The organism is Streptomyces sp. LX-29 (assembly GCF_029541745.1).
Classification (GTDB): Bacteria; Actinomycetota; Actinomycetes; order Streptomycetales; family Streptomycetaceae; genus Streptomyces.
Genome location: NZ_CP089746.1, coordinates 5,924,137 through 5,941,004, shown reverse-complemented (window position 1 = coordinate 5,941,004; position 16,868 = coordinate 5,924,137). Strand labels below are relative to the sequence as shown.

Here is a 16,868-nt window from a genome sequence, read left to right as displayed (position 1 = left end):
TGGTGCCGTTCGCCTATGACTGGCGGCTCTCCTGCCGCCACAACGCGGAGCTGCTGGCCCGCCGGGTGGACGAGGAGCTGGGCCGCTGGCGCGCCTCCGCGCCGGAGCGGCGCGCGGCCGAGGTCGTCTTCGTCTGCCACTCGATGGGCGGCCTGATCGCCCGCTACTACGTCACCTGCCTTCGCGGCCACGAGACCACCCGCCGCCTGATCACCCTGGGCACCCCGCACCGCGGCTCGCTGGACGCCCTGCTCTCCCTGGTCAACGGGGTGCGTCCGGGCTGGTCCCGGCTCCTCCCCGACCTCACCGCCTTCGCCCGCAGCCTCCCTTCCCTGCACCAGCTCACCCCCGACTACGCCTGTCTGGCCTCCCCGCGCGGTCTGCGTCACCCCCGGGAGACCGCCGGGCTGCCGGGAGTGGACCCGAGACTCCTCGTCGACGCCGGCCGCTTCCACGCCGAGATGCGCCACGCCTCCGCGACCCCGGCCGGCATCGGCTGGGAGCTGCTGCCGGTGGTCGGCGTGCGGCAGCCCACCCCCACCACCGCCGCGACCACCGGCGAGCGGCTCACCCCGCTGGACACCATCGACGGCGCGGACGAGGGGGGTGACGGCCGTGTCCCCCGGCTGTCCGCCGCCCCGTCGACCGCCGCCCACACACCCTGCGAACAGCACGGCTCCCTCCAGAACAACCGCGGCGTCCGCGACGCCCTGTGGGGGTGGCTCGCCCCCGAACCCCGCTACCACCGCGGCCCGGAGGCCGACGCGGTCCACCTCGCCGTGCGCGCCCCCGAGCTCGTGGCCCCGGGCGAGCCGTACGAGATCGAGGCGACCGTCCCCGACACGCTCCCCGGCTTCGACGCGCTGGCCCTCCGGGCGACGCTGACCCCGGCGGCCGCGACCAACGGCGACGGCCCCCGGCGGCCCCTGCGCCACCTGGGCGGCGGCCGCTACGCCACGTCGTTCCGGGGGCTGGCGGAGGGGCCGTACCGCGCGGTGGTGGACACGCTCGGCGGGCACCGCGACGCGGTGACGGCCCTGCTCCTGGTGGCCGGCCCGGCGTCCGGGGCGCGTGACGGCGGCCCCCGCGCAGCCGGCCGATAGGGTCGACAGGCTCCGCCGCCCCCTTCAGGAGATGCCTTGCGCGCTGCCCGCCTCATCAAGATGGTGCTGCTGCTCCAGTCCCGGCGCTCGATGACCGCGGCCGAGCTGGCGCGGGAGCTGGAGGTGTCCGAGCGGACCGTCACCCGGGACGCGCAGGCGCTGTCCGAGGCGGGGGTGCCGGTGTACGCGGACCGTGGACGGGCCGGCGGATACCGGCTGATCGGCGGGTACCGCACCCGCCTCACCGGTCTTGGCCGGTCCGAGGCCGAGGCGCTGTTCCTCTCCGGGGTCCCGTCCGCGCTACGCGAGCTGGGCCTGGCGGACGCGGCCTCCGCCGCGCGGCTGAAGGTGTCGGCGGCGCTGCTGCCGGAGCTGCGGGACGCCGCCGAGGGGGCCGCGCAGCGGTTCCACCTGGACGCGCCGGGGTGGTGGCAGGAGCCGGAGGCGCCCGCCTTGCTGCCCGCCGTCGCGGACGCGGTCTGGGACGACCGGCGCCTCACGGCCCGCTACCGGCGCGGGGAGCGCACCGTGGAGCGGGAGCTGGAGCCGTACGGGCTCGTCCTCAAGGCGGGGACCTGGTATCTGGCGGCTCGCGCCCAGGGCATGCTCCGGGTCTACCGGGTCGACCGGTTCACCGCGGTCTCCGTCGGCGACGAACGCTTCGCGCGGGACGAGGAGTTCGACCTGCCGGCCTTCTGGGAGCAGCGGGCGGCGGAGTTCGCGCGGTCGATCCTGCGCACCGAGGCGGTGCTGCGGCTGACGCCGGAGGGGGCGCGGCGGCTGCCGTACGTGACGGACCGCACCGCCGGGCGAGAGGCGCTCGCCGCGGCCGGCGAGCCCGACGGACAGGGTCGGATCACCGTCACCCTGCCCGTGGAGTCGCTCGACGTGGCCTACGAGCAACTGCTCGCCCTGGGGCCGGAGGCGGAGGTGCTGGAGCCCGCGGAGCTGCGGCGGCGGTTCGCCGACGCGGCGGCGCGGGCCCACGAGCTCTACCGCTGACCGGACGTCGGGAGCCGGACGCGAGGAATCCCGACGCGACGGCTCGGACGGCGTTCGCGACGCGAGGGTTCGGACGTCAGCGGTACTCCGACCCTCGGACGCCTTCGCGACGCGAGGGCTCGGACGTCAGCGGTACTCCGAGACGTCCGCCTGCTTCCCGCCGAACACCACCTCCTCGAAGTACGCGAACCCGTCCGGCCGCGATCCGTCGAGGTCCGTGAAGCCGTAGACCTTCGCCAGCGCGCCGCTGGACAGGGACTGTCCGTTCCAGCGCGCCCGGTCCGGGTCGCCCGCCAGCGCCGCGACCGCCCGGCCGACGTAGTGCGGCGACTCGGCGACCGCGAAGTCCGGCACCGCCTTCACCGCGTCGCGCCAGTTCTCCTCCCGCACCCCGAAGTGGTCGAGCATCTCCTCCGAGCGCAGGAAGCCGGGGGTGACGCAGACGGCCGTCCCGCCCAGGTCCTTGAGCTCCTCCCCCAGGCCGAAGGCCATCCGGATGGGGGCGTTCTTGGTGAGGTCGAAGAACAGGTGCTCGCGGTAGCGGCGGTTGAACTCCGCCGTGCCGTCGGTGACCTCCACCACCAGTCCGCCCGGCCGTCGGGTCAGCAGCGGCAGCGCGTGGTAGCTGGTCACCAGGTGGGTCTCGACGCCGAGGCGGAGCATCCGCAGCCCGCTCTCCAGATCGACCTCCCAGGACTTCCTGCCGCTGCCCAGGTCCGCCGCGATCAGGCGCTCGCCGCCCCAGACGTTGTTGACCAGGATGTCCAGGCGCCCCTGCTCCCGGTCGATCCGCTCCACCAGCGCCCGCACCTCCTCCCGCTCCAGGTGGTCGACGCGCACCGCGATGCCGGTGCCGCCGGCCGCCGTGACCAGCTCGGCCGTCTGCTCGATGGTCTCGGTCGACCGACCCACCTCGCTGATCCGCTCGCGCGTCGTACGGCCGGTCACGTAGACAGTGGCCCCGGCCGCGCCCAGCTCCACGGCGATGCCGCGGCCCGCGCCCCGCGTCGCCCCCGCGACCAGCGCGATCCTCCCCGCCAGCGGCCCGTCCGCCCCCGACCGCGTGCCCTGTGTCGTCGCCACGTGCATCCGTCCCTTCCTCGGTCGTGCTCTGCCGTACGACATCGACCCTGGCAGCCAAACCCGACACCTTCTGTCGGGCTTTACGGAGATCGTCGATCGGGATTGTTGCTATCGATAACAAGACGGGCGCATCTGACCGCTCCGCGTGCGGGTCTCGGCAGCAGGCCCGATCCTGGTCCCGTGATGATGGACGAGACGGAGTTCTGGGAGCTGATCGACGGCACCCGGGAGGACGCCGAGGGCGACCCCGAGGACCAGTCAGACCTGCTGGTCGAGCGGTTGACGGGGCTCGACCCGGACTCCGTGCTGGACTTCGCGCGGCACTTCGAGGCGCGCTTCAACCGCGCCTACCGCTGGGACCTGTGGGGCGCGGCCGCGGTGCTGCTGGACGGCGCCAGCGACGACGCCTTCGACGCCTTCCGCGCCTGGCTGATCGGGCAGGGCCGAGAGGTCTTCGAGGGGGCGCTGCACGACCCGGACGACCTGGCCGAGTTGCTGGAGGACTTCGACGAGGAGCGGGACGGGGACTGCGAGGACCTGGGGTACGCGGCCGACGAGGCGTACGAGCGGCTGACCGGCCTGGAGCTGCCGGACCTGGGGCTGCCGCCGCGGCCACGCGAGCCGGAGGGCCTGACCATCGACTTCGAGAGCGACGCGGCCCTGGCGGGTCGATTCCCCAGGCTGTGGGAGCGCTTCCGGGATTGAGCGTCTCCGGGAGGAGTACCTCCGGGACGGAGCACTTTCAGGGCTGGGCGCTTCCAGGACGGAGCGTCTCCGCGAGGAGTGCCTACAGGAGGAGTGCCTACGGGGGCGCCTCGGGAAGGACGCCCCCGCCTACAGCGGCCGCCCCATCAGCACGTCGTCCACGTACTCCCCCGCCAGCAGGAACTCACCCGGCAGCACCCCCTCCACCGCGAAACCCTCCGACGCGTACAGCCGCCGCGCCGGGGTGTTGTGGCCCAGCACCCGCAGCGTGATCCGGATCGCGCCCTGCCGCCGCGCCTCCTCGTAGGCCGCCCCGAGGAGCGCCCGCGCCACGCCCCTGCCCCGGACCCGGTCGTCCACGACCAGCCCCTGGATCTGCCGTACGTGCGCGTTGGACGGCAGGGGCGTCGGATTGCCCAGCCGTATGTAGCCGGCCACCGCGCCGTCGACCTCGGCCAGCAGCAGCCCGTCCGGACGGCTGCGGTCGTCGAAGAAGGGGCCGGCGGGCCGCGGTCGGGCGGTGACCGCGTGCAGCGGCGACCAGGTGCGCCGGTCCAGGTCGGCGAGGGCGGGGTCGTCGGTGAGCGTGGCGGGGCGGATGATCGGTTCGGTCATGCGCGTCAGCCTGGCACGCCGGACCGGGCGCGGCATGCGCTTCGTCGGGCTCGGCGGGGCAGGATGACTGCCATGCGTACCCCTCTGCGTATCGCCGTCACCGGTTCCTCCGGGCTCATCGGCTCCGCTCTCGTGCGCTCGCTCCGCGCGGACGGTCATCATGTGCTGCGGCTGGTCCGCCGGGACGCCCGCGCGACCGACGAGGTCGCCTGGGACCCGGACCGCCAGTGGGTCGACACGGTCGGTCTCATCGGCTGCGACGCCGTCGTCCACCTCGCCGGCGCGGGCATCGCCGACCGGCGCTGGACGGACGACTACAAGCGGCGGATCCGGGACAGCCGGGTGCTGGGCACCGCCGCCGTGGCCGAGGCCCTGGCCACGCTCGACGTCCCGCCCCGGGTCCTGGTGAGCGGCAGCGCGGTCGGCGTCTACGGCTACCCGGGAGAGCGTCCGGTCGACGAGAACGCACCGCCGGGGGACGGCTTCCTGGCCCGGGTCTGCCAGGAGTGGGAGGAGGCGGCCGAGCCGGCCGTCGAGGCCGGGATCCGCACCGCGTACGCCCGCACCGGTCTGGTCGTCGCGCACGAAGGCGGCGCCTGGGGCCGGCTCTTCCCGCTGTTCAGGCTGGGCGTCGGGGGGCGTCTTGGCAGCGGGCGGCAGTACTGGAGCTTCATCTCCCTGCGGGACCACATCGCCGCCCTGCGGCACATCATCGACACCGAGGAGCTCTCCGGACCGGTGAACCTGACCGCCCCCGAGCCCGCCACCAACCGCGAGATCACCTCCGCCATGGGCCGGGTGCTGCGCCGCCCGACCCCGTTCCCGGTGCCCGCCGCGGCGCTGCGGCTGGCGCTCGGCGAGGTCACCGACGACATGCTCGGCAGTCAGCGGGTGCTCCCCCGACGGCTGCTGGACACCGGCTTCACCTTCGCCCATCCACGCATCGAGCAGGCGGTACGGGCCGCCCTGACGCCCTACGACCCGCGGGCCGCCTGAGGCGCGCCCGGGAACCGGCCGCCCGACGCCCCTCCCCCACCCCGCCCCGGCGGGGCGGCCGGGCCGGCCGGTTCGACCGGCCCGGGCCGCCCCACCCGCGACCTCAGCCCGGCTCGGCGACGAAGGTGAAGGACCGCGAGGAGTCGCTCCCACCCACGCTGGTCACGGTGACGGTGACGGTGCCCGTCCCGGTGGGCGAGTAGGAGACGATCGTCGTGTCGTCGACGATCTGGAAGGCGGCCTGTTCCGGGCCGTACGAGATGTCGATGACATCACTCAGGTTGGTGCCGGTGATGACGGACGAGGTGCCGCCGTAGTCCGGACCGGACGTGGGAGTCATGCTGGTCACGGTCGGCGCGCCGACGAAGCGGAAGGTCAGTCCGTTGGTGCTGCCGCCCTGGGTGGTGATGCTCACCGGAACGGTCGCGGGCGTCGTCACGGTCGGAGCGGTGACGTTGACCGTGGTGTCGTTCACCACCGTGAAGCCGGCGGCGGGGTCGCTCCCGAAGGACACCCCTGTGGTGGTGACGAGGTTGGCACCGGTGAGGGTGGTCGTGGCGCCGCTCAGCGGCCCGGAGGTCTGGCTGAGGCTCGATTTGAGCGGCGGCAGGATGTAGTAGTAGTACACCGGCGCGGTGGTCCCGCCCGGCGTGGTGACCACGACCTGGACGGCACTGTTGCCGGAGGGGGCGGTCGCCGTGATCTGGGTGGCGCTGTCGACGGTGAAGCTGGCCGACTTGGTTCCGAACGCCACACGGGTGGCGCCGGTGAAGTTGGTACCGGTGATGACCACCGAGTTGCCGCCCGAGGTCGGGCCCTGGTGGGGGGTGAGAGTGACCACTGTTCTTCTCCCTGCGTGTCGGGGCTACTGGCTGCCTCGGCGGGAACTCCTGGGCCGGGACAGACGGACGGGGCCGCGACGCCTGGGCCACCACGCGGCTGAAAGAGGCGGTCGTCGTCGACGAATCGCCCTCTGCGGCCATGGGAGCAGAGGACGACGGCGCACATAAGGGCGTATCCGCATCACTCAGGGGTAAGTCAGACGATACGCACTATCCGGCTTGTGCCGGTCCGTCACACCGGAGTGCTTCCCATGTCGTCTCGTGTCACCGTCAGCGGCTTGGGACCATGCGAGGAACCCGGGGGGAGAACGCCACTACCTCCTCCGGCACCGGAGCGCCGATCGAAGCCCGCGGAGCCGGAGCGAGAGGAGTCTCATGTCCACAGCCGAAACCCCCGGGACGCGCTCGCTTGCGATCCGCGACACGGACGCCGCGGTGAACCGTCTCTCACTCATGGCGGACCCCGTCACCGTCACCGTCGGCACCGGCCCCGCCTCCATCGCCTTCAGGCCGGACGGCCTGCGCGCCTACGTCACCAACTCCGGCTCCGGAACCGTCAGCGTCATCGACCCGGCCACCAACACCGTCAGCGCGACCGTCACCGTCGGCACCGGCCCCTGGGGCGTGGCGGTCCACCCCGACGGAACCCGCGCCTACGTCACCAACTCCACCGCCGGAACCGTCAGCGTCATCAACACCGCCACCAACACCGTCACCGCGACCGTCACCGTCGGCACCACACCCCGCGGAGTGGCCCTCACCCCCGACGGAACCCGCGCCTACGTCGCCAACTCCGGCTCCGGAACCGTCAGCGTCATCAACACCGCCACCAACACCGTCACCGCGACCGTCACCGTCGGCACCGGCCCCTGGGGCGTGGCGGTCCACCCCGACGGAACCCGCGCCTACGTCACCAACTCCACCGCCGGAACCGTCAGCGTCATCAGCACCGCCAGCAACACCGTCACCGCGACCGTCACCGTCGGCACCACACCCCGCGGAGTGGCCCTCACACCCGACGGAACCCGCGCCTACGTCGCCAACTCCGGCTCCGGAATCGTCAGCGTCATCGACACCACCGCCAACACCGTCACCCGTATCACCACCGCGGCCAATCCGGCCCGCCTGGCCGCCTCCCCGGACGGGACGCTCGTCTACGCCACGATGACGGACGCCGGCTCGGTCACCGTGATCAACCCCAGCACCGACACCGTCACCGCCACCCTTCCCGGATTCAGCGGGCCGCAGGGGATCTCCACCACCCCGGACGGCCGTCGTCTGTACGTCGTCAACAACGCCGCCGGGACCGTCCGGGTGCTGAGCAGACCGGCCGCCGTCACCCCCAACCAGGGCTCCCTCGGCGGCGGTACGGCGGTGACCCTCACCGGCCGGGGCTTCACCGGCACCAGATACGTGCGGTTCGGCAATCGCCTCGCGACCGACGTGGTGGTCGTCGACGACACCACGATGACCCTCGTCACCCCCTCGGGTACGGGAAGCGCCACGGTCAGAGTGATCGCGGCCGGGGGATCAGCGGTCATCGGCCGCTTCTACTACCGGCTCCTGCCCGTCATCCACACCCTCTCGTCGCCCTCGGGGCCGATGAGCGGAGGAAGCTCCCTCACCATCACCGGCCGGAGGTTCGTCGGCGTCCGACAGGTGTGGTTCAGGAACGTCGCGGTCGTTCCCACCGTCGTGTCGGACACCGTGATGACCGTCGTCATCCCGCCCTCGGCCGTGGCGCGCACCGTCTCCGTCCACACCGCCAACCGGGGAGGCGTCTCCAACTCCACCTCCTACACCTACATCAGCGCCCCGGCCATCACCAGCATCAGCCCGACCTCCGGTTCCCGTGCCGGCTTCCGTTCCGTCAACATCTTCGGCACGTCGCTGAGCCAGGTCGTCAGCACCACCTTCGGGGGCAATCCCGCCGTCACCTTCAAGGTCATGGGCGACACCAAGATCCAGGCCATCACGCCGGCGGGCACCCCCGGACCCGCGGCCGTCGTCGTCACCACCTCGACCGGCGCCACGGCCACCTCACCCATGCCGTACCTCTACACCTGAGGACACCCGCACACCCGGGGACGGTGGGAACCCGGGACGACCCGGGACGGCCGGAGGCACCCGGAGACGTCTGAGGACACCCGGGGACCATCTGGGGACGCCCGGGGGCGCCCGGGGACAGCCGAGGACACCTGGGGTGCCGCTCCGGCGGCCGCGCGGGCCGGTCCCGGTGCGGACGCCGGGGTCCGGCGGCGTGACGTGCCACGCCCCCCACACCCACACCCTCCCCCGAACGTCCCGCGGCCGGCTCTCCCCTCCCACCGGGCCGCGGGCCTCCGTCCCATGACGGGCGCATGTGCGACGCGCGTGCCTCCGTGCCCGGTCGGTGCGCGACTGTCATTGTCTGGATTTCCCCCTACGGTCATCGGCAAGTCACGCATCCGGGCTGCCTGTTGGGGGCATCACGCCCCCAGCGAACGCACCGACCTCAGCACACGGACCCCGGGGAGGGCACGTGCTCAGCAGCGGGCAACACGCACAGGGCAAGACGGACGTCGTCATCGTGGGGGCCGGGCTCGCCGGGCTCGCCGCCGCCCACCAACTGACCGGCGCAGGGGTGTCGGTCACCGTGCTGGAGGCCGCGCCTCGGGTGGGCGGTCGGATGGCCACCGAGGAGGTCGACGGCTTCCGGCTGGACCTCACCGGCCAGTTGCTCATGTCCTCCTTCCCCGAGCTGCGCCAGACCCCGGGCCTGGACGGGCTGACGCTGCGCCCGTTCTCGCCCGGGGTGCTGGTGCACGGGGACGGCCACACCCAACGGGTGGGCGCGCCGCCCGGCTGGGGTGGCCGCGGCGCACGCGGCGGCCGCGGGACCGCGAAGGGCGGAGCGAGGGGCAGCGCCCTCACCACCGCGCGCGCCTTCGCCACCGCGGCCCGCGCGCCCCGCGGCGCCCGCACCCCACTCGGCTCGGCCACTCGGGCGCCGCTCGGCGGGGCGCTGGACCAGGCGCGGCTGAGCGCCGCGCTGGGTCGGTTGGCCGCGGTGCCCGCCGACCGGCTGCTGGCCCGCCCGGACCGGCCCGTGGGGCAGACCCTCGGCACGCGCGGCCTCCCGGCCCGCACCATCGAGGGCTTTCTGCGCCCGCTGCTGGTCTCGCTGCTCAGCGACCCGGAGCTGACCACCTCCAGTCGCTGCGCCGACCTGGTGCTGCGCGGCTACGCCCGAGGCCGGCTGTGCCTGCCGCAGGGCGGCGCGGCCGCGCTGCCCGCGCTGCTGGCCGCCGGCCTGCCGCCGGGCACGGTCCGCACCGGCGTCCGCGCGGTCGCCGCGGCCACCACCGCCGTCGCCACCGCCGGGCACGGTGAGTTCCGCTGTCGCTCGGTGCTCGTCGCGACCGGAGCCCGGGCCGCCGTCGAGCTGCTGCCCGGGCTGCGGCTGCCCACCTTCCACCCGGTCACCGTGCTGCACCACACCGCGGACACGTCGCCGCTGCGCGAGCCGGCGCTGATTCTGGCCGCCGACGGCCGGGGACCGGTCGCGCACACCACCGTCGCGAGCGAGGTGGACCCCTCGCGCGCCCCCCACGGGCGGGCCCTGATCACCTCGACGGTGCTCGGCGCCGCCACCGCGCTCCCCCTCGCGGAGCTCGACCGTGCCGCCCGCGCCCAACTGGCCGGGATCTACGGCACCTCCACCGCCGCCTGGCAGCTGCTCGGCGCCCACCACGACCCGCACGCCGTCCCGGCCATGTCCGCCCCACACGACCGGCGCCGGCCGGTGCGACTGCTGCGCGGCCTCTACGTGTGCGGCGATCACCGCGACACCAGCACGGTGCAGGGCGCCCTCTCCTCCGGCCGCCGCGCCGCCTGGGCGGTCCTCCGGGACTTCGGCATGTACACCTCCCCGGGAGCCCTTCCGTCGGCCGCCTGACCCCGTGCCCGAGGCCCGACTCCCGCGTCCAGACCGCCAGCACCATGGGCCAGGTCGCGGAGCCGTACATCCCGCTGCGTGCCGTGCGCCATCTACGCCCGTGAGGTGGGCGCCGTGGGTTGCCCGGCGCCGTGCCGGACGGCGTGCCCGACGCCGTTCCGGACGGCGGGCTCGGCTGAGCGGGTGACCGGCCGTCGCCGACGGGCGACCGGCACGCCGGCGGCGCGCGCCGACGCGGGCCCGGCGACCGCGAGCACGGCGGCGCGGCGCCCGGCGCCCGCGAGCACGGCGGGCGCCGAGGCGGACGAACAAGGCCAGGACGGGCGTCCGGCCTGGCCGGCCCCACCGTCCTCGGCCGGGGCACCGACACGGGCCGGCGCGCGCCGACGCGAGCGGTCGAGCGCGATCGAGGGCGCGCCGGCGCGCAGCCGCCGGCCGCCGCCGGCCCGAGCGGGCATGGGACGGACCTGCCCGGACGGCGTTCCGCCCGGGCAGTCGCCGGGCAACCCCCGCGCCGGCCCCCCGCCGCGGACATCGCCCCGCCCCGGCCCGGCCCCGGCGGATGCGACCGGGGCGGTGGGAGGGGGAGAGCTGAGGCCCGGGGGGCGGCGCGGCGCGTTCAGCCCAGCGCCGCCACCCGCTCCCGGTACCCGCGCACCGGCGCCGCGTCCCGGTAGGGCTCCAGTCGCCGTTCGAAGTCCCGCACGTACTCCAGCGCCCGCGCGGACCGCATCTCGGACGCCTGCTGCGCGGCCTCCGCGCCCAGCGCGCACGCCTGCTCCAGCTCGCCGAGGCCCAGCCGGGCGGTGGCCAGCACCACCCGGCAGAACAGCCGCGAGCGGGCGTGGCCGGCGCCGCGCAGCTGGAGCGAGCGCTCCGCGTGCTGGGCGGAGGCCCGGTACTGCTGAAGGTCCCGGTGGCAGTGCCCGAACTCGTCGGCCAGCTGGGCCTCGTCGAAGAACCGGGCCCAGTACGGCACGTCGTCGCCCGGCCGTGCCGTCTCCAGCGCCCGCTCCGCGCGGGTCAGCGAGGCCGTACAGGCCCGCATGTCGCCCAGCACGCCGTGCGCGCGGGCCTCCACCGCGTGCAGCAGGGACTGCATCACCGGGGGCGCGCCGGTGCCCACACCCTGCTGGGCGACCCGCGCGAGCTGCACCGCCTCACGCCCGTGCCCCAGGTAGACCGCCTGCCGGCTCATGGTGACCAGCACATAGCTGCCGTACGCCCGGTCCCCGGCCGCCTGGGCGAGCCGCAGGGCCTGGACGAAGTACCGCTGGGCGAGGCCGTGGGCGGCGATGTCGTACGAGGTCCAGCCGGCCAGCCGGGTCAGGTCGGCCACCGCGGCGAACAGCCGCCGCCCGGTCGTCTCCCCGTAGGTGCCGCGCAGCATCGGCTCGCCCTCGTGCTCCAGATAGCGCACCAGCGCCTGGCGGGCGTGGCCGCCGCCGTAGGCCTGGTCCAGCGCCCGGAAGAGCTCGCCGACCGAGCGCAGCGCCGCGATGTCACCGGAGGTGACCCGGTGGCCGGGGCCGGTGTCGGTGATGATCTGACGCTGTCGGGGCACGGTGGGCCGGCCCTGCGCCGGCACCCGGCCCAGGACCGGCCCCGCGCCCGCGGGCCCGCCCTCGCCGGGGCCGGGCTCGCCGCGGGCGACGCGCTCGTCCGGCCGGCCGATGAGCCAGTCGCGGCTGGGCACCACCAGCCCGGCCGGGGTGAAGGCGATCTTGCGCAGCTCGACGTGGTTGCCGGAGTCCTTGCGCCAGAGCCCGCTGACGATGTCCACCGCCTCCTCGGGCGTCGCGGCGAACTCCAGGCCGGCGTAGACGGGGGCACAGGCGTCGAGCCCCAGGTCCTGCGCGGACAGCCGGCGCCCCAGTCGACGGGTGAAGACCTCGGCGATGAGGGCGGGGGTGGTGCCGCGCGGCTGCTGCCCGCGCAGCCATCGGGTCACCGACGTCTTGTCGTAGCGAAGATCGAGGCCGTGCTCCAAGCCGAGCTGGTCGACGCGCCGGGCCAGCCCGGCGTTGGAGAACCCCGCCTCGGCGATGAGCGCGGCGAGCTGACGGTTGGGGTTTCGCTGGGGGGGTCGTTCCGTCATCAGCCTGCCGGTCTCCCTGATCGCTCTGTGGAACGGCGTGAATTTAGCGGTCATCGGCGATCTCCTCGCCACCTATGACCCGTATTCATCCGATCGTGTGAGGACAGGCCCGGAGCGGGGACGGCTCGGGCCTGCGGCGGAACCTGGACCGGTCCGCGGGCGGGACCCGGCGGCGGCCGGGACCGCACGTACGAGAGTCGGCCGACCCCGGCCGCTTGTGGGTGGCGCGTACGACGGTCGTACAGTGGCACGCAGGGGGCGCGCCCGGAGCCGGGCGCGCGCCGCCGCACGGGTGCGAAGAGCGCCCGTGCACCCGTACACAGGGCACTGAACAGCAAGGTTCGAAGGAGCTGCCGTGAGTGAGCTGCGCTTTGTCCACCTGGGCTTCGGGGCGGACGCCGTCGAGTACCAGGAGGCGTGGCAGGAGCAGCGTCGGGTGCACGCGGCCCGGTTCGCGGACGAGATCCCGGACACCTGCCTCCTGCTGGAGCACCCGGCGGTGTATACGGCCGGACGGCGCACGGCGGAGAACGAGCGCCCCCTCGATGGCACACCTGTGGTGGACGTGGACCGCGGCGGGAAGATCACCTGGCACGGCCCGGGCCAGCTCGTCGGCTACCCGATCCTCAAGCTGCCGCGCCCGGTGGACGTGATCGCCCACGTCCGGCGGCTGGAGGAGGCGCTGCTGCGCACGTGCGCGGAGTTCGGCGTGGAGACCACCCGGGTGGAGGGCCGCAGCGGCGTGTGGGTGCTGGGCGACCCGGTCGAGCAGCGGCCCGCCATCCCCGGGCTGAACCTGGACTTCGACCCGCGGGTGGAGGACGAGGAGTTCGACCCGCGACTGAACGGCCCGGAGTACGCCCCGTCCAACGCCGGCCAGCGCCGCGAGGACCGCAAGCTCGCCGCGATCGGCGTACGGATCGCCAAGGGCGTGACCATGCACGGCTTCTCGCTCAACTGCAACCCGGACAACACCTGGTTCGACCGCATCGTGCCGTGCGGCATCCGGGACGCCGGTGTGACCTCGCTCTCCAACGAGCTGGGCAGGGACGTGACCGTGGCGGAGGTGACCCCGGTGATCGAGAAGCACCTCCAGGACGTGCTGGAGTCGTCGGTGCCGCTGCCGCGCGCGGTCTGAAGAAGCCCCGGGCGGCGAGCCCTCGGGAATGCACCCGTAGGCCCGCAGGTTGCCCTGGACGTAAAAGCGTATGAAACACGGGCGTACCCTGGTGTCCGCCGAAGAATCTAAGTCGTAGGGAGCCGGACGTGGCCGCTGTCGCACCCGACGGACGCAAGATGCTGCGCCTGGAGGTCCGGAACAGCCAGACCCCCATCGAGCGCAAGCCTGAGTGGATCAAGACTCGGGCGAAGATGGGCCCCGAGTACACCGAGCTGCAGAAGCTGGTGAAGAGCGAGGGACTGCACACCGTCTGCCAGGAGGCCGGCTGTCCCAACATCTTCGAGTGCTGGGAGGACCGCGAGGCGACCTTCCTCATCGGCGGCGACCAGTGCACCCGGCGGTGCGACTTCTGCCAGATCGACACCGGCAAGCCGCAGGCGCTCGACCGTGACGAGCCGCGCCGCGTCGGCGAGTCGGTCGTCACCATGGACCTGAACTACGCCACCATCACCGGCGTCGCCCGCGACGACCTGGAGGACGGCGGCGCCTGGCTGTACGCGGAGACAGTCCGGCAGATCCACGCCATGACGGCGGAGCGCGAGGGCGGCCACACCAAGGTCGAGCTGCTGATCCCCGACTTCAACGCCGTGCCGGAGCAGCTGGCCGAGGTCTTCTCGTCCCGCCCCGAGGTGCTGGCGCACAACGTCGAGACCGTGCCGCGCATCTTCAAGCGCATCCGCCCCGGCTTCCGCTACGAGCGCTCGCTGGAGGTCATCACCAAGGCCCGCGAGGACGGCCTGGTGACGAAGTCCAACCTGATCCTCGGCATGGGCGAGACCCGCGAGGAGGTCAGCGAGGCGCTGCAGCACCTGCATGACGCGGGCTGCGAGCTGATCACCATCACGCAGTACCTGCGGCCGTCGGTGCGGCACCACCCGGTGGAGCGCTGGGTGAAGCCGCAGGAGTTCGTGGAGCTGAAGGAGGAGGCCGAGGAGATCGGCTTCTCCGGCGTGATGTCGGGCCCGCTGGTCCGCTCCTCGTACCGCGCCGGCCGGCTCTACCAGCAGGCGATCGAGCGGCGAGAGGCGGCGCTCACCCGTCAGGCGGTGTGAGGCCGCGCCCGGCGGGGTGAGCCCACCTGCCGGCCGGCCGGGTCAGCCGGTCCGACCTCGGCGGATCCGAGGGCGCCCGTCAGGCGGTCTGCCCCGTCAGGCGGTGTGAGGGCACCCAGGCGGTCTGCCCCGTTAGGCGGTGTGAGGACGCGCACAGCGTTCGGCCCCGGTCGAGCGCCGTTGCGTCAGGTCGCCCCAGGTGGCCCCCGGTGTCCGTCACCGGGGGCCGGGACACCGATTGCGTAAACGTTTCATCAGTGTTTGACCACCCGGTCACGCACTGGTAACACCTTTGGATAACGATTAAGGAACACCGGTCGGCCACACCCCCCGCGCCACGTTCCCGCCCGTGCTCCGCGCCTTGCCCGCCGACCCGTCCCCCACGCACCAACCCGTGTCCCATCCGCCGTTTTCGAGGGAGTTTTCGCCATGCAGGCCGCGCCTGGACGCCCACTCTCCGTGACCGGAGCACTACTCACGCTCGAAGGACTGCTGCTGGGGGGCGGGCAGCGCACCGCCCGACGTAACGCCTGGGCCGCGGTGCTGGAGGACCGACGGCGGGCGAAGGACCGGCGGGAGGCCCAGCATGTGCTGGAGGCCATGTCCGCCAGGGCGCCGCAGGCCACGTAAACTTCGCTACATGGCGAGGCAGGAATCATCCGAGAACCCGGGGCGACTGAAGCAGATCGCTCTGACCTACAAGATGACCAAGCGGGTCGACTCCAAGGTCGGCCTTGTCGTCGCGGCTGTGGGCATCGTCGTACTGGGTGCCTTCCTCGCGTTCGGCTTCTGGATCGATCACCCGATCTACCTGGGCATCCTGGGCTTCGTCCTGGCCTTCCTCGCGATGGCGATCGTCTTCGGCCGGCGCGCCGAGCGGGCCGCTTTCGGCCAGCTGGAGGGCCAGCCGGGCGCCGCCGCCGCGGTGCTGGAGAACGTCGGCCGCGGCTGGACCGTGACCCCGGCGGTGGCCATGAACCGCAGCCAGGACGTCGTCCACCGGGCGGTCGGCAAGGCCGGCATCGTGCTCGTCGCCGAGGGCAACCCGAACCGCCTCAAGGGCCTGCTGGCCGCCGAGAAGAAGCGCATGAACCGCATCGTCGCGGACATCCCCGTGCACGACATCGTCGTGGGCACCGATGAGGGCCAGGTTCCGATCAAGAAGCTGCGCACCACGCTGCTGAAGCTGCCGCGCGTGCTCGCCGGCCCGCAGGTGACCGCGACCAACGACCGGCTGCGGGCGCTGGGCGACCTGATGGCGAACATGCCGATCCCGAAGGGTCCGCTGCCGAAGGGCATGCGGATGCCGAAGGGCCGCTGAGCCGGCGGTCGGCGCGTAAGAAACGCAACGGAAGCGGCCCCGGGACCAGAGTGGATCTGGTCCCGGGGCCGCTTCTTTCGTCGGTCGCCTCGCGCCTCGGGCTGAAGCAGCTCTACCTCGGGCTGAAGCAGCTCTAGGCGAATCTCACATCCGCACGTCTCACATCCGCACCTGAACGGCGCGGGAGAGCCGGTCGTGGAGCCCGCGGGAGTCCCGGTCCCAGACGACGGCGGGGATGACGAGAAGGAGCAGCAGGCTGCGCAGGAGCACCCAGGGGAAGCCGAGCCGGGATCCGGTCTCGCTGATGACGCGAAGCCGCATCAGCCGCTTGCCCGGGGTGCAGCCGATGGTGCCGACGGTGAGCGCGCTCATCACGAAGAAGACGACGAGCGCCCAGTTGCCGGCGGTCTGCACATTGCCGCCCGACAGGAGCGCGTACGCGATGAGCATGCACAGGCCCCAGTCGACGAGCAGGGCTCCGATGCGCCGCCCGGGGGGCGCCACGGCCCCGGGCCCCTCCTCGGGCAGGCCGAGCCGCTCGCCCCGGTAACCGAAGTCGACGCCCATGTCCTCGGCCGCCGCGCGCGGCCCGGAGAGCCACGATCCGATTGCTTGCCTTTTATCCACCCGTCCACGGTACGGGACCGCATACGTTTCCCTGCGGGTGGGTGCGGGCGTTCAGAGGCATCCTGGAAGGTGTGACGGGGCGGACGGCGCGGGACGCGTTGCTCTCGCCCGGGCGCCGTCGGCCCGCCGGCACGCCCCGGGGGAACCGGGACACATCGGGCCCAGCGGGTCCGTCCAGGGCGGAAACCAGCCAGCTCTCCGGACCGCTCGCCGGAGCGGCCCGGGTCCCCACCCCTACCCATAAGACCTGCATACAGCCTCACGGAGACGTCACACATCTGCTGCCTGCCGGTTAACCTCGGCGAAA

At 73.5% G+C, this 16,868-nt stretch carries 15 protein-coding genes and 1 pseudogene; 11 read left to right on the top strand and 5 right to left on the bottom strand.

Features of this window, described 5'->3' with window-relative positions; all coding sequences use genetic code 11:
* Positions 1-2 precede the first annotated feature (2 nt).
* Together LRS74_RS25035 and LRS74_RS25030 are read left to right on the top strand one after the other, a co-directional pair.
* Positions 3-1,103, top strand: a complete 1,101-nt coding sequence (locus tag LRS74_RS25035; RefSeq protein WP_277743116.1) for a hypothetical protein — start codon at positions 3-5, stop codon at positions 1,101-1,103.
* A gap of 36 nt (positions 1,104-1,139) precedes the next feature.
* On the top strand, positions 1,140-2,105 hold the full coding sequence (locus LRS74_RS25030; RefSeq protein ID WP_277743115.1) for a WYL domain-containing protein: 966 nt from the start codon (positions 1,140-1,142) through the stop codon (positions 2,103-2,105).
* Positions 2,106-2,231: 126 nt separating this feature from the next.
* On the opposite strand, the gene LRS74_RS25025 is transcribed toward LRS74_RS25030, so the two are convergent.
* Positions 2,232-3,188 (bottom strand): SDR family oxidoreductase, encoded by a 957-nt coding sequence (locus LRS74_RS25025; RefSeq protein ID WP_277743114.1) that lies wholly within the window; start codon positions 3,186-3,188, stop codon positions 2,232-2,234.
* A 186-nt stretch (positions 3,189-3,374) separates the two neighbouring features.
* Between LRS74_RS25025 and LRS74_RS25020 the strand changes: the two genes are divergently transcribed.
* The gene (locus LRS74_RS25020) at positions 3,375-3,893 is read left to right on the top strand and encodes a DUF4240 domain-containing protein (protein WP_277744921.1); all 519 of its coding nucleotides are present in this window, start codon (positions 3,375-3,377) and stop codon (positions 3,891-3,893) included.
* Between the two features lie 129 nt (positions 3,894-4,022).
* On the opposite strand, the gene LRS74_RS25015 is transcribed toward LRS74_RS25020, so the two are convergent.
* Positions 4,023-4,508 carry a GNAT family N-acetyltransferase gene (locus LRS74_RS25015; RefSeq protein WP_277743113.1) on the bottom strand — a complete coding sequence of 162 codons (486 nt, stop codon included), beginning with the start codon at positions 4,506-4,508 and terminating at the stop codon, positions 4,023-4,025.
* A 72-nt stretch (positions 4,509-4,580) separates the two neighbouring features.
* Between LRS74_RS25015 and LRS74_RS25010 the strand changes: the two genes are divergently transcribed.
* Positions 4,581-5,504, top strand: coding sequence for a TIGR01777 family oxidoreductase (locus tag LRS74_RS25010; RefSeq protein ID WP_277743112.1), 924 nt, complete (start codon positions 4,581-4,583; stop codon positions 5,502-5,504).
* 103 nt (positions 5,505-5,607) lie between these two features.
* Here LRS74_RS25010 and LRS74_RS25005 read toward each other — a convergent pair whose 3' ends face one another.
* Positions 5,608-6,345 carry an IPT/TIG domain-containing protein gene (locus tag LRS74_RS25005; protein WP_277743111.1) on the bottom strand — a complete coding sequence of 246 codons (738 nt, stop codon included), beginning with the start codon at positions 6,343-6,345 and terminating at the stop codon, positions 5,608-5,610.
* A gap of 376 nt (positions 6,346-6,721) precedes the next feature.
* Between LRS74_RS25005 and LRS74_RS25000 the strand changes: the two genes are divergently transcribed.
* The 3 genes and pseudogenes from LRS74_RS25000 to LRS74_RS24990 form a co-directional block, all read left to right on the top strand.
* Positions 6,722-8,413 carry a beta-propeller fold lactonase family protein gene (locus tag LRS74_RS25000; RefSeq protein WP_277743110.1) on the top strand — a complete coding sequence of 564 codons (1,692 nt, stop codon included), beginning with the start codon at positions 6,722-6,724 and terminating at the stop codon, positions 8,411-8,413.
* 454 nt (positions 8,414-8,867) lie between these two features.
* A complete protein-coding gene (locus tag LRS74_RS24995; protein WP_277743109.1) occupies positions 8,868-10,283 on the top strand; it encodes an FAD-dependent oxidoreductase in 1,416 nt (471 codons plus the stop codon).
* A gap of 17 nt (positions 10,284-10,300) precedes the next feature.
* Positions 10,301-10,378: pseudogene (locus LRS74_RS24990) on the top strand (UMP kinase); the annotation flags it as partial.
* A 524-nt stretch (positions 10,379-10,902) separates the two neighbouring features.
* On the opposite strand, the gene LRS74_RS24985 reads toward LRS74_RS24990, so the two are convergent.
* Positions 10,903-12,381, bottom strand: coding sequence for a regulator (locus tag LRS74_RS24985; protein ID WP_144385612.1), 1,479 nt, complete (start codon positions 12,379-12,381; stop codon positions 10,903-10,905).
* 355 nt (positions 12,382-12,736) lie between these two features.
* On the opposite strand from LRS74_RS24985, the gene lipB reads away from it, so the two are divergent.
* From lipB to LRS74_RS24965, 4 genes are all read left to right on the top strand, one after another.
* Complete coding sequence (gene lipB, locus LRS74_RS24980) at positions 12,737-13,519, top strand: lipoyl(octanoyl) transferase LipB (protein WP_277743108.1); 783 nt, start codon at positions 12,737-12,739, stop codon at positions 13,517-13,519.
* A 128-nt stretch (positions 13,520-13,647) separates the two neighbouring features.
* Entirely contained in the window at positions 13,648-14,613 is a 966-nt protein-coding gene (lipA, locus tag LRS74_RS24975; RefSeq protein ID WP_277743107.1) for a lipoyl synthase, read from the top strand.
* A 429-nt stretch (positions 14,614-15,042) separates the two neighbouring features.
* The gene (locus LRS74_RS24970) at positions 15,043-15,243 is read left to right on the top strand and encodes a hypothetical protein (RefSeq protein WP_144385479.1); all 201 of its coding nucleotides are present in this window, start codon (positions 15,043-15,045) and stop codon (positions 15,241-15,243) included.
* A 10-nt stretch (positions 15,244-15,253) separates the two neighbouring features.
* Entirely contained in the window at positions 15,254-15,934 is a 681-nt protein-coding gene (locus tag LRS74_RS24965) for a DUF4191 domain-containing protein (RefSeq protein ID WP_144385480.1), read from the top strand.
* Between the two features lie 159 nt (positions 15,935-16,093).
* Here the strand turns inward: LRS74_RS24965 and LRS74_RS24960 are convergent, their stop codons facing one another.
* Positions 16,094-16,561: an RDD family protein gene (locus LRS74_RS24960; protein WP_277743106.1), complete on the bottom strand. Its 468-nt coding sequence runs from the start codon at positions 16,559-16,561 to the stop codon at positions 16,094-16,096.
* Between the last annotated feature and the right edge of the window lie 307 nt (positions 16,562-16,868).

Bases quoted from the DNA above. Each gene is read 5' to 3' on its own strand.
- LRS74_RS25020 (WP_277744921.1), top strand. From the start codon at position 3,375: ATGGACGAGACGGAGTTCTGGGAGCTGATCGACGGCACCCGGGAGGAC.
- LRS74_RS25015 (WP_277743113.1), bottom strand. From the start codon at position 4,508: ATGACCGAACCGATCATCCGCCCCGCCACGCTCACCGACGACCCCGCC.
- LRS74_RS25010 (WP_277743112.1), top strand. From the start codon at position 4,581: ATGCGTACCCCTCTGCGTATCGCCGTCACCGGTTCCTCCGGGCTCATC.
- LRS74_RS25000 (WP_277743110.1), top strand. From the start codon at position 6,722: ATGTCCACAGCCGAAACCCCCGGGACGCGCTCGCTTGCGATCCGCGAC.
- LRS74_RS24985 (WP_144385612.1), bottom strand. From the start codon at position 12,381: ATGACGGAACGACCCCCCCAGCGAAACCCCAACCGTCAGCTCGCCGCG.
- LRS74_RS24970 (WP_144385479.1), top strand. From the start codon at position 15,043: ATGCAGGCCGCGCCTGGACGCCCACTCTCCGTGACCGGAGCACTACTC.
- LRS74_RS24965 (WP_144385480.1), top strand. From the start codon at position 15,254: ATGGCGAGGCAGGAATCATCCGAGAACCCGGGGCGACTGAAGCAGATC.